The following is a 14043-nucleotide window of genomic DNA, read 5'->3' as shown; positions in this document are numbered from 1 at the left end:
AAACTTCTCCGGCCTGTCACAGATGCATGAGAGTCGGTTCAGAAAATGTTTTGAACTGAACTTTGTCATGTCTGTTTATTTTAGAAAGTAAGAGACCGTTTACCATGGGTAAGACTGTTGTCGTACTCGGCACTCAATGGGGTGACGAAGGTAAGGGCAAAATCGTTGACCTGCTGACTGAGCAGGCAGAAGCGGTTGTGCGTTTCCAGGGCGGCCATAATGCCGGCCATACATTGGTGATCGACGGTGAAAAAACCGTTCTGCACCTGATTCCTTCCGGTATTCTGCGCGAAGGCGTTGTATGCTACATCGGTAATGGCGTAGTTCTGTCTCCTGAAGCTCTGCTGAAAGAGATTCACAAGCTGGAAGAAGGTGGCGTTCCTGTTCGTGAACGTCTGCGAATCAGCCCGTCCTGCCCGCTGATTCTTCCTTATCACATTGCCCTGGACCAGGCCCGTGAATTGGCACGAGGCAAGGACAAAATCGGTACCACCGGTCGTGGTATTGGCCCTGCCTACGAAGACAAAGTAGCTCGCCGTGGACTGCGTGTTGCCGATCTTCTGCATCCTGAGCGTTTTGCCCAGAAACTGAAAGAAGTCATGGAGTACCATAACTTTGCTCTGGAGCACTACTACAAGGCTGATACAGTAGATTTTCAGAAGACTCTGGATGAAGCACTGGCCATGGGTGAACAGATCAAACCTATGATTGAGCGTGTGACCGACAAGGTTCATGAGCACCATGGCAAGGGTGACAACATTCTGTTTGAGGGGGCTCAGGGCTCTCTGTTGGATATTGATCACGGTACCTACCCATTCGTCACTTCGTCCAACACCACAGCCGGTGGTGTTTCTACCGGCAGTGGTTTTGGCCCTCTCTATCTGGACTACGTTCTGGGTATTACCAAGGCTTACACGACTCGTGTCGGTTCTGGTCCTTTCCCGACCGAGCTGTTTGACGATGTGGGTATGCACCTGGCCAGGAAAGGCAATGAGTTTGGTGCGACCACTGGCCGTCCCCGTCGTTGTGGCTGGTTTGACGCTGTGGCTCTGCGTCAGTCTGTTCAGATCAACTCCGTATCCGGTCTCTGTCTGACCAAGCTGGATGTTCTGGATGGCCTGCAAACTATCAAGATCTGCACCGGTTACAAGAATGCCCGGGGTGAGTCCATTACGACCCCTGTGGATGCAGAAGAGTACGAAGCAATTCAACCGGTTTATGAAGAAGTGCCCGGCTGGTGTGAGTCTACATTTGGTGCCAGGAGCCTGAATGATCTGCCGGAAAATGCCCGCGCCTACATCCGCCGTCTGGAAGAAGTGGTGGGAACACCTATCCATATCGTTTCTACCGGCCCGGATCGTGTAGAAACCATTATTCTGGAACAGCCTTTCGGCTGATCCGGTCCCCCGCCGGATTTACTGGCGGCGGGGGCTTCTTCGCCATCAGAACCTGTAAGAAACACCGGCCATGTAAACCAGTGGGTCCAGTTCTGCGTCCAGCTTGTAGCGGTGTCCAGAGTCGTCCCTGAACTTCGCTGTGGTATTGATGTCCATATACCATACAGCAGCATTCACGGCCCAATGCTCGTTCAGTTGATAGTCAAAGCCCAGTTGTCCACTCAGGCCCAATGAACTGTCCAGTTCCAGATCGCTGAAGGTATCACTGGCGGAGCCTTTGAAATCTTCACTGAAGAAAACGGTGTAGTTCAAACCAAGTCCCAGGTAAGGCTGGAACCTGGCGTTTTTGTCCATCGGGTAGTATTGCAGGCTCAAAGTCGGTGGTAAGTGTTTAACTTCGGCAAAATCTCCCAATCCTGCCAGATCACCTTTTCCTTTCAGAGTGTGTTTGAACGGTGTCGCTGCCAGCAGCTCAACACCAAACTTATCCGACAGCATGTAGGTAAAGGAGAGTCCCAGCTGAGTGTCATTATTGACGTCAACTGTTTTGTTTTTTTCCTCAAACCCGTTGGTTTTTAATCCCCCACTGTCAACATTGGTCTGAACGCTGGCTACTCCGCCCCGGAAAATAAAATCTCCGGCCTCATAAGCCTGAGCAGAGGTAGCAGAAACAGCAATTGCTGCAGCAATAGTGAGTGAGAGAACGTTTCTGTTCATGGTGGTCCCTTGTAGGTGTGTGTAGAAAGTTTCTTTGTTAACTATTAACATTTTAATTAGTTGTTCGTGGTGCAATATTGATCTGAATCAATGCATCGTCGTGTCTGCCAACGCATATGCGGTAGGAATTAAGTTGAAAGTGTGGGCATACTAAGCAAAGATGCGCGCTAGTTACCCGGAGTAGGGTTACACTGCATACAGACATTATGTGATCACAGAGAGGTTAATAAACCCTATGCCCAAAAAAGGGTGGAAAGAACTGGACTCCCAGGCTGCTGATGAAGCAGCTCGCTACGACAACCCGATTCCCAGTCGTCTTTTTATTATGGAGACTCTGGAAAAGAGAGGGGCTCCGGCAAGCCATAAGTTACTGTGCCGTGAGTTGGGTGTAACTCTGCCTGAGCAGCAGGAAGCTTTGTTATTCCGCCTTAAAGCTATGATTCGTGATGGTCAGCTACTGGAAACCCGCAAGGGAACCTACGGTCTGTTGAGTAAAATGGATCTGATCAAAGGGCGTATTCAGGGTAATAAGGACGGCTATGGATTCCTGATTCCTGATGAGGGCGGCGAAGATTACTACCTCTCATGGCGTGAAATGCGCAAGGCTTTTGATGGTGATCGTGCGGTCATTCGTGAAACCGGAGTGGACCGCAGAGGACGACTTGAAGGTCAGATTGTTGAAGTCATAGAGCGTAATACCACCCAGTTGGTGGGTCGCTTTTACATAGAAAACGACAATGTTTTTGTCGTACCGGAAAACTCCAGAATTGATCGCGAAATTCTCATCAAGCCGGGCCCTTTGATGCCCAGCCATGGGCAATATGTTCTGGTTGAAATCCTTGAGCAGCCTGGCCGACGTGTTCAGCCGATGGGCCTGATCAAAGAAGTGTTGGGTGAACGACAAGATGCCGGAATGGAAGTGGACGTTGCATTACGCACCCATGACATTCCTCATGAGTGGCCTCCTGAAGTGGAAGAGCAGGTGGCCCGGTTCAAGCCGGAAGTGGCTGAGCGGGACAAAAAGCACCGTGTTGATCTGAGAGAGACGCCTTTCGTTACCATTGATGGCGAAGATGCCCGTGACTTTGATGATGCAGTCTACTGTGAACCCAAAAAAAGCGGCGGCTGGCGTTTATTTGTAGCCATTGCTGATGTTTCCCATTACGTGAAGCCCGGAACAGCACTGGACAAAGAAGCCTATAACAGGGGCACTTCTGTCTACTTCCCGGGACATGTTATTCCCATGTTGCCGGAAGTATTGTCAAACGGGCTCTGCTCTCTGAATCCTGAAGTGGATCGTCTGGCCATGCTGTGCGAAATGACCATCAGTGGCAATGGAAAAATTTCCGGTTACAAGTTCTACGAGGGTCTGATCCGCTCCCATGCCCGTCTGACTTATACCCAGGTTTGGGAAATGCTATCAAAGCCACTCAGTGATGAGGGCAAGGCTTTACGTCGCGAACGAAAAGCGGTTCTTCCCCATGTAGAAGAACTCTATAACCTGTTCAAGGTTCTGAAAAGTATTCGTTCTGACCGTGGCACTATTGATTTTGAAACGGTAGAAACACAGATCGTTTTCGGTCGTAACCGAAAAATCGAAAAGATTGTCCCTGCTGTCCGCAATGACGCGCACAAACTGATTGAAGAATGCATGCTTTGCGCCAATGTCTGTGCGGCCAAATTCCTTCAGAAACACAAGATTCCCGGGCTCTATCGCGTGCATGAAGGGCCTTCTATGGAGAAGCGGCTCAATCTGAACAGCTTTATTGCCAGTCTTGGCTTATCGCTGCCTGCTGGCAAGCTGAAGCCCGCTCACTTTCAGGCTTTGTTGGCATCGGTTAAAGATCGCCCCGATTACAATGTGATCCAGACAGTGGTCCTGCGTTCTATGAGTCAGGCCGTGTACACTTCGGATAATCAGGGGCACTTCGGACTGGCTTTTGACGAATATGCGCACTTCACTTCGCCGATTCGTCGTTATCCTGATCTGCTGGTGCACAGGGCTATCCGTCATATTATTCGTTCTTCTGTTGAAACCCGGCATGTTGTTCGCGTGGGTGCCAGAGAGATGAATAAAAAGACCATTTATCCCTATGATGGCAGTGAAGTGCTGGCCATGGGAGAGCACTGTTCTGCGACAGAACGCCGGGCAGACGAAGCTACACGGGATGCTATGGATTGGCTGAAGTGCGAGTACATGCAGCAGCATATCGGACAGACGTATTCCGGTGTCATTTCGTCCGTTACAGGCTTTGGCCTGTTTGTCGCCCTGGATGATATTTATGTAGAAGGTCTGGTACACGTCACTAGCCTTCCGGATGATTATTATCATTACGACGCTGTTCATCATCGTATGGTGGGTGAAAGAACCGGCAGAAGCTATCGATTAGGTGATGATATCGAAGTCATGGTGGCCAGCGTCAATCTGGATGACCAGAAAATTGATTTCGAATTATCCACAGGTACTGCGCAGAGACCTTCACGTTCCCGCAAATCGCGAAAAAGCCCCTCAAAAGGTGGCAAGCCATTAACCAGTGTGGCCAAGAGTCGGGCCGCAAAAAGAGCTTTACTGGATGCAGCAAAGTCTGAAGAATCGGGCAAGAAAACTACAGGTAAAAAGAAAAAAACCACTCGCAAGCAAAAAGCCAAGGCTAAAAGTACCGGCAAGAAGTCCGGTAAATCCTCAGCCGGTAAAAAGCCAGAAACGAATAAAAAGTCGTCTGCAAAACCGGCCGACAGACAGCCGAGAAAGAGAAAGGCTAAGTGATTTGAAAGCGGTCAGGCGGCAATTTCCAATTTGACGCCTAATGATTTCAGCAATCGGTGAACAGCAAGTTGATCTTTCTTTGTAATCTGCTCTGACATTAACCAGAATCTTGAGTATTATCCGGGCTAAATAGCCTATTCCGAGTGTTAAGATGTCAGTCAACACCGACACAGGAAACAACCTCATGGCCAGATATAGCCTGGCTGAAGAGATTGCAAACAGTATCACCCACGGTCTGGGCGCTCTGCTCAGTGTGGCCGGTTTGACCCTTTTGGTAACCTATGCTGCCGAACAGCATGATGTCTGGCGCATTGTCAGCTTCAGTATCTATGGGGCAACGCTAATACTGCTCTTTCTATCTTCCACGCTCTATCACAGTATCCAGCATGAGAACACCAAGAGGGTCTTCAAGCTGCTGGATCATTGTTCCATCTACCTTCTGATCGCCGGAACCTATACCCCGTTCTTACTGGTCAGCATGAGGGGAACATTGGGCTGGATCATGTTTGCCATTATCTGGCTGTTGGCTATTGCGGGCATTGTTTTTAAAGTCTGGTTTGGTCCACGCTTTAAAAAACTTTCGGTAGCCACTTATATTTTGATGGGCTGGCTGGTTCTTTTTGCGTCAAAAGAGTTGGCCAGCAAGGTATCGCTGGAGGGTATCTGCTGGCTGTTAGCGGGTGGCCTCTCTTATACTCTTGGGGCGGTTTTTTACCTGTGGAAAAAGCTGCCCTTTAACCATGCTATCTGGCATGTTTTTGTTCTGGGCGGTAGTGTCTGTCATTTCTTTGCTGTTTTTTTTCACGTACTGCCTGCCGGTTAGTTCCAGATCAGGCTATGGGGCAGAACTGTTGTCAGTGCTCGTGTTAGTGTGAGGTGGCAGGCAGCCATTCATCGCTTTTTGTAGTCATGGGGTGTTACCAGTTTCGCCGTAAAGCCTCGCCCAATGCGGGCGGGGATATAAGGCGGGAACGCGTAGAGCGTTCCGGTTGAGTGTTTGTAGGTAAACTGCTACCTTTTGTCCTGTCTCTTGTAGACCTACCGTCGGGCAGACGGGATGTTAAGTCTGTGGAGTTTGTGTGAGACTTGGGGAGCATGGGGCTAGGCGCCCCCGTTGATTCGCCATCGTAAAAGCTCCCACTGCGGAACTTTTATGCGATAACCAAGCCTGTTCCCTGAGCAACGAACTATGAAACAGAAACGTTCTTGAGCGATCAAGAACCCTCGCCCGATTGAGGCTGTCGCAAAACTCTGGTTCCCATGCTCCAGCGTGGGAATCCATACTTATCTCGAGCTGCAGAGTCCGCTTTTCAGGGGAGGTATGCATTCCCACGCAGAGCGTGGGAACGAGTTGTTGGGCTTTTGCGACAGCCTCGATAGGGCGGGGAGTGTCAGGACCTTGACCTGTACCAGATGACCCTCAATGGTGTAGATCACAGGGTATTGTTTATTCAAGCGTGAAGAACGGTATCCATTCCACTGAAGCCTTCGGCTCTGCTAATATGCATTCCAATCCTGATTCCAACCCTGCATGCGAATTCCCGTAATGAGTGATGATGTTGTTTTTGGCCTGCACGCTGTGCAGAGCCTGTTTGAGCATTCTCCTGAAAAAGTTTTGGAACTTTTGATCCAGAAAGGTCGCACTGATAAGCGCATTAATGCGCTGGTGGAGGAAGCCCGCAACCAGGGCGTGACGGTGCGTTTTGTCGAGCGCGCCCGATTGGACTCGAAAGTTGAAGGGGTGCACCAGGGTATATTGGCCCGTGTTGCGCAGGCGAAAGTTTACCGGGAGGGCGATCTGGAAGATCTTCTGAACACGCTGGATGAGCCGCCTTTCCTCTTGATACTGGATGGCGTGACCGATCCTCATAACCTGGGTGCCTGTCTAAGAACCGCTGATGCCGCCGGTGTTCACGCCATGATTACGCCCAAAGACAAATCTGCCACCCTGAATGCGACGGCTCGAAAAGTGGCCTGTGGCGCAGCAGAGAATGTCCCGCTGGTACAGGTGACCAATCTTTCCAGAACCATGGATTGGCTGAAAGATCGTGGCATCTGGATGATTGGCACCGCCGGTGAAAGCGCTTGTGATCTTTACAAGACAGACCTCAAGGGGCCCCTGACCCTGGTGATGGGTGCTGAGGGTAAGGGAATGAGAAGACTGACCCGTGACAAGTGTGATTCTTTAATCTTTATCCCCATGACAGGGTCAGTCAGCAGTTTGAATGTTTCTGTAGCGACAGGTGTCTGCCTGTTTGAGGCGGTTCGCCAAAGACAGTCATAGAACTCCGAAATTCTCAGGATGGTTTTTCTCTCAACAGAGCGTCCAGATGTTCAATGACTACAACCCAGTCAGCGTCTTCATTGTATGCCTGTTGAATAAAAGCCTGCTGGCTGTCTGAAAAGAAGTCGGCATGCTCAATTTTTACCCGATGGGGCATTTTTTTATGCTCTTCGATGAAGGCATTGATTTCTTGGTCGCTGCTGGGCAATCCAAGCTGATCAAACAAATCGTTCATGGTGTGATGAGCAGGTTCCATTGAGACCTCCTGATGGAATCTGTTTTCGTAACGTCATGATAGCAGGCCACTGTCTTTTGAAAAGATAAAACCGAATTCCAAAGGTAAAAAATGTGAGTACAAAAAAGAATGTCGTTTTATTGGATCGGGTTACTCTGGGTGACGGCGTATCACTGGAAGCGTTTCAACAGCTTTCATTACCGCTGGAAATATACGATCAGAGTCAACCAGAAGATATAGTTGAACGTTGTCGTGATGCGGTAGCGATTTTCACCAATAAAGTGGTGATTGATGAGTCGACACTCTCTTCACTCCCCAACCTTCGATATATCGGAGTAATGGCAACGGGAACAAATAATATTGATCTTGCTGCGTGTGATCTGCGAGGAATTAAAGTCCAGAACGTAGAAAGTTACAGCACCGCATCTGTTGCCCAACATACCATGGCTTTGATTCTGTCTCTGGCGGGCTCTGTTCCTGCTTACACCCAAGATGCTACCAACGGCAGCTGGGAAAAAAGCGACAGATTCTGTCTACTGAATCATCCGATCATGGAACTGGAGGGTAAAACACTGCTCATTGTCGGTTATGGTGACTTGGGTAAGGCCACTGCCAGGCTGGCAGAAGCTTTCGGTATGAATGTGTTGAAGGCTAAAGTGCCAGGTTCGCCGACAACCTCTGAAGACAGGTTGGAGTTAGACGAAGGATTGAAACAGTCAGATGTCGTCAGTTTGCATTGTCCTTTGAGCGAAAGCACTGCCAACCTGATGGATCAGAGAAGACTGTCACTGATGAAATCCGGGGCTATTCTGATCAACACCGCCAGAGGCGGGCTGGTAGACGAGAGTGCTCTGGTTTCGGCACTGGAAGCAGGACGACTGGGAGGCGCCGGGTTTGATGTGTTGACAGAGGAGCCCCCCAGACACGGAAATATCCTGCTCAGCACGTCTCTGCCAAATTTGATGGTCACTCCCCATTGCGCCTGGGGAAGTCTCGAGTCGAGACAACGTCTGGTCAATTTTGCGGCAGAGCACTATATACGTTTTCTTCAGGAGTAGGAGTCAGTTTCCTTTACGAAACTGGAAAGCCATCGGGTATCCAGACCATGCACGCGAGAAGAGTCAAGGCTCAGCTACAAGCCATCGACACTGCAAACGTAATTGATGATATTGACCTTCCGGGCTACGGCCTTCATCCACTGGTAGGAGACAGCAAAGGAGTATGGTCAATAACAGTTAAAAAAAACTGGCGCATCACATTCGAATTTACTGATGGCAATGCATACATATTGAACTACGAGGATTATCACTGATGAGAATGCACGATCCACTCCACCCGGGAGAGTTTATAAAGCAAACCTACATGGAACCAGCCAAAGTTAGCTGCAGGCAACTGTCTGAGGCTCTGGAGGTCTCACCCTCAACTTTGAACAGGATTTTGCAGGGAAAAAGCGCTATATCCACTGAGATGGCCAGAAGACTTTCCATGGTTATTGGCAGAACTACGGAAAGCTGGCTGGTTATGCAGAACAACTACGACATCTGGCAATCAGAGCAGTCAGTAAAGCTCAATACTCTGAAGCCTTTCAAATTTTCTTTTGCGTGATCACTCAGGCCCTTTTTTGGAATCAGGGGTATAGGTAAAGCGATAGAAAATATCCACAGCCTGAGCCAGACCACTGACGACCTGAAGATAGAGTCTGGGCATGAGTTCATAGCGAACTTTCACTTCGCTGACTGAGTCAAAAACCCCTGCACCGTATTGCAGGCGGAGACCGGGGGCTATGTAGCCACCAATGGTGATTCGGGTATCATCGCCACTGCCTTCAGTATCCAGAGAGACATCGCTGAAACCAAAGGATTCACCAAGCGATGTGGCGATACCACCAAATCGGGAAACACCAAGCCCTACCAGCATCGCCTGGACACCGGAACTGTCATCTCCTTCCAGACCCCGGCCTCGCAGCAGATAGGAGAGCTGCTCCTGTTGCGGCATTTCCGGGCTGGAATAAACGGTCCACTCAGGTTTTTTTACAGAGCCACTGACCTTGATGCCGACCTCAACATTATCTTCGATGGTTTCCGGATTTCGAATGGCATTGACCAATAGATAGGGGGAATCGATAGGCCCCTGAAAAATGATTTTTCCTTCCTTGATCAGTAAATCCTGGCCCAGCTGGTGGTAACGACCTTCAATTAAATTAATGGTGCCGCTTCCTTCCAGGGGTTTGTCAGGAAGCTGTAGAAGATCCAGATGCCCTGCCAGTCTGGCTTTGAGACCGAAAGCATTGAGCCGGATATCGTCTCCCAGTATGACTCGTACCTTCATCGAAAACAGCTGTAAGGCCTGTTCGTGGAGCTCAGAAGTTTGTCCTTCCTGCACTATTACTACATCATCTGAGACTGAAACTGCACTCTCCGGAAGACTGTTGATGGTAATGCGACTCCAGGGAATTCGGATAATACCCGTCAGTGTTATCTTTTCAGACAGTGTCAGCTTAAGGTCGGGAGAAACTTTGATCTCCCCCATGCCAGGGTATTTAACATCCAGGTTTTGCCCTTTCAGGGTGATGATACCGGCAGGCTGCCGAAAATCTTTCCAGCTTAGCTGACCTCCCAGATCCAGTGAGCCCTTACCTACCTGCATTTTGCCTTCTACTGTGCCTGAGTCACCGTTCACATTGAGGTAAGTATTAAGTTCAGAAACGCTGACAATGTCTCGTGTGGTATTGGCATAACCATTTTCAATGGCCAGTCGGCCATAAAAAAGAGGTTTGGCAAGAGAGCCTTCCAGTCGGCCCCGGGCAGAAAAAGTACCTTTCAAATCGCTAACTTCAGGCAAGAAAGGCGCAAATATTTCCAGCAATAATTGCTCAATATTCAGCTGGCCACTGAGGGTTTTCCGGTTTTTCAGATCATTGACGGCTATGGTCAGGTGGCTGCGTCCCAACGTGTCTGAGAGGAAGTTTAGGGAGCTTTGCAACTGATTGTTGACGATTCTGGCTTCCATGTTGAGCTGGCTGTAATCGCCGGACAGATCATAAGCCTGAAGTTTTCCGGGGCTTGAAGAAAGCTTTAACGACAGTTTCGGCTGGTTATCCTGCCAGCTTGCTTCCCCTTTTGAGTTAAGCATCGCCTGCCAGCCAAAATCGGTGGGAAAAAAGGCTTTGAATCTTTCAGGTGCGAGTTGCTCAATGTGAAAGGAGAGAAGTCCTGAATCTTTGCCCAAGTGGCTGGATTGAGCACAAATACTGGAAGGGGATGATTCCAGACAGAATTCAGAGAATGAAGCGCTGGCTGCCGAGGCTTTGATATCAACAGGCTTTTTCAGTGACCAATCTCCGAATTCTGTGTTCAGGTCACTGCGGGTGAGCTGTCCCTGCCATTGTTCGTTGTGGTAGCTGCCAGCCAGGGTGATGATGCTCTTGAGCTCTTTACCCTGGGTTGAGAGCCGAACCTGATGTTGTTTTTCATTGCCTCTGGCTTCAAGCAAGATCTGGTTAAGCGTGTGTGTGCCCTGTTTCAGTGCCTCTATGCTGATGCGAGCCTGCCCCAGAATCTGTTCTTTCTTTACAATTTGACCTTTTGCCGAGAGGTCTTTGACGACTGTGTCCAGATAACGAACTGAAGAGCTGTCCAGTTGAAAGTTCAATCTGGGTTGCTTTTTGCTCCCGGATACATGGATTAAACCTTTCACCTCACCCTTAAGGCCGGGATAAAGTTCTGCCAGTTTTGAAGCATTGAGTTCTGCTTCTATGTCCCATTGTTTATCAATAAGACCATGAGCGTTTAACTGGTTTTCACCGACTTTGGCATTGAGGTGATCTACCTTCCAGTTAAAAAGATGATTGATGTCCAGTGTGCCGGAGAGCGAGACGGGTTTGTCCCTGAGTTCTCCGGTGATATCCATTTCAGAAATCACCAGGTGCCAGATTTTACCGTCCAGATTAAAACGGCTTTTCATAACGCCATCCAGTCTCGCAGGATACTGAGGTAAGAGGCTGGCTGTGTTCAGACTGTTGAGATTCACCTTCCCATTCCAGGCAATCCCCTTTGTCCAGTTCAGTCGGCCTGAAAGATCTGCATCACCTTCAGGGGTTGAGAGATTGAGACGATGGATCGCAATATGCTCAAGGTCTCCCCGTGCCTGGAGTAAGACCTTTACCCGGATTTCTTTATGAGTCCCGGAAGTGGCCAGGACATTGGATTTGGCCGTGGCGCTGGCATCCAGTTGATAGTCGGCCAGAGAACCTTGAAGGCTGGCCTTCAGATTTTCTGGTTGGAGCTTTTTATCGAAGGAGGCTGGTTGAATTTCAACGGTTGCTGACAGTGGATAATCGCCGCTCAGTGTTATTTTCCCGTGCAGGCTGGCTTTGCCCAAAGCATGTTCAACCTTGAACTCTTGGATATTGATTTGCGATTGCCGGGCATCAGACGACAAAAGTATATTACTGACTTCTTCCTTAATCTCACCCTGTTCATAAGTGCCTTTATCCAGAGTCAGCTTTTTGACAGTGATGGGCAGAGGTAGCTCTATCTCTGGCAATATCAGTCCGTCGCTGGCAGGTGTTTGTGCTTTATCAGGCGCTGGTAGTTTAATTAAAAGATTTTCCAGTCCCAGTTCATCAATGACCAGTCTTCCTTCGAGCAGCATTTGTGGTTGCCACTGCAAAGAGAGTCGGTTAGCTGTGAACGCCATATCCTGATCCACCCAGCCTGGATTCTGGAAGACAAGGCCGTTGGAAATTGATCCCTGAACCAATTCACCGTGAAGTTCAGGTAATTGTGAGCGAGCCAGGTTCCACAGCCAGAGGTTGCCGGTATGAGTCAGCAGCAAAAACAGCATCAGGCAGAGGAGAGTGACAAGAGAGGTTAAGATACCCAGAGCCGTCTTCATATTTCTGGCCCCATAGAAAAGTGCAGTCTATAAGGGGTGCCAGGTTCACTGACAGCGAAGGCCAGATCCAATCTCAGCGCGCCCAGTGGGGTTATCCAGCGGATGCCGAAGCCGACTCCGGTTTTCCAGTCGTCCCTGTAGTCATTGGTGGCAGTCCCGTAGTCAACAAAAACAGCGGCTCGCCAGTGTTCCAGAAACTGGTAATTGTATTCCACACCGAGCGCAGTCATATATTTTGCCCCCGTCAATTTATCGTTGTCGTCTTTGGGGGCAATGCTTTCATAGTCATAGCCTCTTACCGTCTGGTCACCTCCAGTGAAGAAACGAATAGAAGGGGGTATTTTGCTGACGTCGTTTATCCAGATAGCACCTTGTTCAATTCTACCAATGAAACGGTGTTTTTCTGCCAGTGTTGTTAAACCTTTAGTACGGCCCCATAGCTTCACAAAGTTCTGATCAGAGGCAAAGAGCTTATCCGAAAATTCTGCCGTGGACATGATCAGGTAGCCGCTCCGGGGGTCGAGCTTCCCGCCTCTGGCGTGGCGTCGGGTCATGGAAATGCCCGGGATGACCAGAAAGCTTTCGCCACTCTGAAGGCCCTGTTTGTAGCTTTCGTATTGAATTCTTAAAAACAGGTCTCGGTCCCAGCCATGTGGGTTTTTTTTCCATTTATGGATGGACGTCGATCCAAGGTTACTGATGGTGTCTTCCTGTCGCTTATATTGATAACCCACCTGAAGGTCATAGAATTCAGTTAATGGGTTGCCGTAGGGGATTTTATAGCTGGAAGTCAGTTCGGCTCTTGGGGCTGAGAGCAGAGCCTCATTGGTCAGGCTGTGCCCTTTGTCATTGATCATGGGGATATCCCAGGTCAAAGAAAGCCTGGGGCCTTCGTCAGTAGAATAACCGACACCGGTTTCAATCTCATGATACCTCTTGGGAATGACACCGATATAAACAGGGACATGGTAGTCTTCGGTTTTATCCCGCATGGGGAGGATATCGATTTGCTGGAAATAGCCTGTTGAGGCCAGCTCTTTGTTCAGGTTGCCCAGCTGAACCGATTGATAGTTTGAGCCGGGCTTGAAGGTCAACATTTTCTCGATCAGGGCTTGGGTATTTTCAGGGATTTCTCTATAAACAATGTTCCCAAAGCGGTAACGCCTGCCAGAGTCAAAAACCAGTTCGACATCCGCCGCATTTTCTTGTGGATAAACTTTGACTCTGTGGGTTTGCATCTGAGCGTCGAAAAAACCGAGAGACTGGGCCTGGGTGTTAAGCTCCGTTTTAAGTTCTTCATATTCTCCGCTATTGAAGACAGTACCTTTTTTAAGGGGGGAGCGTTTGACGATCCTCTTGAACGACCGGTTTTTTCGGGCCTCTCCTTTCAGTTCTATTTTGATGGTGCGGATAAGTACGGGTTGTCCCGGATCAACATGAATCTTGAGCTGGTCAGTATCTTTGCCATCCATCTTCATGGAAATGGTTGGGTTGAAATAGCCCAGGGCTTGCAGAGATTTCTGAACGGCCTCAAGAATACTGCTTTGATAGCCAGGCAATTCTCCGGGCTCAATAGCAGGCAAAGTTTGCAGAAAGCGTTCGGCATTCCGCTTCAGCCCGTCTTCCAGACCCTTAATCTCATAGGTCAGATGGGATCGGGCCTGGCAAACAGAAGGAAGGGCTGAAAGCAAAAGTACGATAATCGATAGAAATTTATTCAGTTTACCCACTGGCGACCATTTGTTGA

11 protein-coding genes are annotated in these 14043 nt (G+C 49.2%); 7 read left to right on the top strand and 4 right to left on the bottom strand.

The annotated features are described in order from the left end of the window. Positions 1-104: 104 nt before the first annotated feature. A complete protein-coding gene (locus ACOMG9_RS22595) occupies positions 105-1397 on the top strand; it encodes an adenylosuccinate synthase (protein ID WP_494529459.1) in 1293 nt (430 codons plus the stop codon). 45 nt (positions 1398-1442) lie between these two features. Here ACOMG9_RS22595 and ACOMG9_RS22590 read toward each other — a convergent pair whose 3' ends face one another. Next, complete coding sequence (locus tag ACOMG9_RS22590; RefSeq protein ID WP_448218872.1) at positions 1443-2114, bottom strand: OmpW/AlkL family protein; 672 nt, start codon at positions 2112-2114, stop codon at positions 1443-1445. A 235-nt stretch (positions 2115-2349) separates the two neighbouring features. Between ACOMG9_RS22590 and rnr the strand changes: the two genes are divergently transcribed. From rnr to rlmB, 3 genes are all read left to right on the top strand, one after another. Continuing rightward, positions 2350-4881: a ribonuclease R gene (rnr, locus tag ACOMG9_RS22585; RefSeq protein ID WP_448218873.1), complete on the top strand. Its 2532-nt coding sequence runs from the start codon at positions 2350-2352 to the stop codon at positions 4879-4881. A 184-nt stretch (positions 4882-5065) separates the two neighbouring features. Next, positions 5066-5704 (top strand): PAQR family membrane homeostasis protein TrhA, encoded by a 639-nt coding sequence (gene trhA / locus ACOMG9_RS22580; protein ID WP_448218874.1) that lies wholly within the window; start codon positions 5066-5068, stop codon positions 5702-5704. Positions 5705-6427: 723 nt separating this feature from the next. Further along, entirely contained in the window at positions 6428-7165 is a 738-nt protein-coding gene (gene rlmB / locus ACOMG9_RS22575; protein WP_448218875.1) for a 23S rRNA (guanosine(2251)-2'-O)-methyltransferase RlmB, read from the top strand. A 13-nt stretch (positions 7166-7178) separates the two neighbouring features. On the opposite strand, the gene ACOMG9_RS22570 is transcribed toward rlmB, so the two are convergent. Then, positions 7179-7421 carry a DUF2789 family protein gene (locus tag ACOMG9_RS22570; RefSeq protein ID WP_422135689.1) on the bottom strand — a complete coding sequence of 81 codons (243 nt, stop codon included), beginning with the start codon at positions 7419-7421 and terminating at the stop codon, positions 7179-7181. Between the two features lie 92 nt (positions 7422-7513). Here ACOMG9_RS22570 and ACOMG9_RS22565 point away from each other — a divergent pair, with 92 nt between their 5' ends. Genes ACOMG9_RS22565 through ACOMG9_RS22555 form a run of 3 tightly spaced genes read left to right on the top strand, consistent with a single transcriptional unit; the run spans position 7514 to position 9005 of the window. After that, positions 7514-8458 (top strand): D-2-hydroxyacid dehydrogenase, encoded by a 945-nt coding sequence (locus ACOMG9_RS22565; protein WP_448218876.1) that lies wholly within the window; start codon positions 7514-7516, stop codon positions 8456-8458. After that, complete coding sequence (locus ACOMG9_RS22560; protein WP_448218582.1) at positions 8377-8712, top strand: type II toxin-antitoxin system RelE/ParE family toxin; 336 nt, start codon at positions 8377-8379, stop codon at positions 8710-8712. The genes ACOMG9_RS22565 and ACOMG9_RS22560 overlap by 82 nt, the downstream gene beginning before the upstream one ends. Beyond that, entirely contained in the window at positions 8712-9005 is a 294-nt protein-coding gene (locus ACOMG9_RS22555; RefSeq protein WP_422135687.1) for a HigA family addiction module antitoxin, read from the top strand. The genes ACOMG9_RS22560 and ACOMG9_RS22555 overlap by 1 nt, the downstream gene beginning before the upstream one ends. Here ACOMG9_RS22555 and tamB read toward each other — a convergent pair whose 3' ends face one another. Both tamB and tamA read right to left on the bottom strand, forming a co-directional pair. Next, positions 9006-12296 carry an autotransporter assembly complex protein TamB gene (gene tamB / locus ACOMG9_RS22550; protein ID WP_448218581.1) on the bottom strand — a complete coding sequence of 1097 codons (3291 nt, stop codon included), beginning with the start codon at positions 12294-12296 and terminating at the stop codon, positions 9006-9008. After that, positions 12293-14026: an autotransporter assembly complex protein TamA gene (gene tamA, locus ACOMG9_RS22545; protein ID WP_448218580.1), complete on the bottom strand. Its 1734-nt coding sequence runs from the start codon at positions 14024-14026 to the stop codon at positions 12293-12295. Before tamA ends, tamB begins: the two co-directional genes overlap by 4 nt. Positions 14027-14043 lie beyond the last annotated feature (17 nt).

It is taken from the genome of Endozoicomonas sp. PH6C, assembly GCF_059322965.1.
Note: the sequence above shows the minus strand (reverse complement) of the source record. Positions and strands in the feature narration are given on the sequence as shown.